General features: G+C 35.5%; 1 pseudogene. It reads right to left on the reverse strand.

The annotated features are described in order from the left end of the window. Window positions 1-28 precede the first annotated feature (28 nt). Window positions 29-1,380, reverse strand: a pseudogene (locus tag BW932_RS14505) (IS3 family transposase). Window positions 1,381-1,427 lie beyond the last annotated feature (47 nt).

Genomic DNA, 1,427 nt, shown 5'->3' on the forward strand with positions numbered 1-1,427 from the left:
TAGACTGCACCCAAAAGTTTAGACAAAATTAAACAATATTATTAAAGGAAAGAGTTCGGTACTGTACCGGGCTCTTTCCTTTTAAATTAAGCCTTATTCTGTCGTTGTTGTAATAATTAATGTATTCTTTTATGTCTTTCCTGAGTTCATCGATAGAACCAAACTTTTTGGTATAAAACATTTCAGACTTCAATGTTCCGAAGAAATTTTCGATTATGGCATTGTCCAGACAGTTTCCTTTTCGGGACATACTTTGAACAATTCCTTTTTCTTTTAATATATTTTGATAAGCTTTCATTTGATATTGCCAACCTTGATCTGAATGTAAAATGATATTTTCTGTATTTTTAATTTTCTTTAAACCCTTTTTCAGCATATCTGTAATCTGTGCAAAGACAGGTCTTTCTGAGAGATTATAGCTGATGATTTCACCGTTGAATAAATCGATTATCGGAGATAAATAGAGCTTATTTCCCGAGACATTAAATTCCGTTACATCGGTTGCCCACTTCGTGTTCGGCTGGTCGGCTTTGAAATTTCTTTTCAAAATATTGGGTGCTATTTTTCCTTGTTCTCCGCGGTAAGATTTGTATTTCTTTACCCGTATAATGCTTTTCAGTCCTAGCGATTTCATTAATCTCAATACTGTTTTATGATTGATAATGATTCCTTTATCTTTCATTGTCAAAGTAATACGCCGGTATCCAAACCTTCCTTTGTGTTGATGATAAATCTGTTTTATCATTGTTTTTACGTCCGAATATTTGTCGGTTTGAGCCTTGTTTTGATGATAATAAAAACTGCTTCTCGCCATCCCAGTACAATCCAATAATACGGACAGATTGTATTTAGGCCTTAACTCTTCGATGGCTTTTGCTTGTTGTTTTTGAGAGTTAAGGCGTCTAACTTTTTTAGAAAATCGATTTCGGCTCGCAGTCTTTCATTTTCCAATAACAATTCTTCTTCTCTGGTCAATGGTTTGCCAGACTTTTTCTTTTTACGTTGGTAATCGCTCATAATTGCTGGTCTTCCTTTGGGTTTATTCTGTAACCCTAAAATACCACTTTTTTCGTAAGCGCTCCGCCAATTGGTGATGCTGGATTCTGCAGCGATATTAAACCGTGCAGCAGCTTGCTTTAGAGATAAGTCTTGTGCTTTGATCGTTTCTAAAACTCTTAACTTAAATTTTACATCATAACGGCGATTGCTTCTGCGTTGCAGTCCTTCAATTCCGTACAAATCATAAAACCTTTTCCATTTGCGAACAACCGTCGCATCCAAACCTACTTCTTGTGCTACGGAGTGGATCGACAGATCATTTTTCTTAATCTTCTTAACACAACTCACCTTAAATTCTAAACTATACTTTGATTCTCCCATAATAAAAATGCCCCTAAAAAGTGTCTAACTTTTTGGGGGCAGTCCAA

Origin of the sequence: Kaistella chaponensis, from assembly GCF_900156725.1 — a bacterium.
In the GTDB taxonomy this organism is placed as follows: domain Bacteria; phylum Bacteroidota; class Bacteroidia; order Flavobacteriales; family Weeksellaceae; genus Kaistella; species Kaistella chaponensis.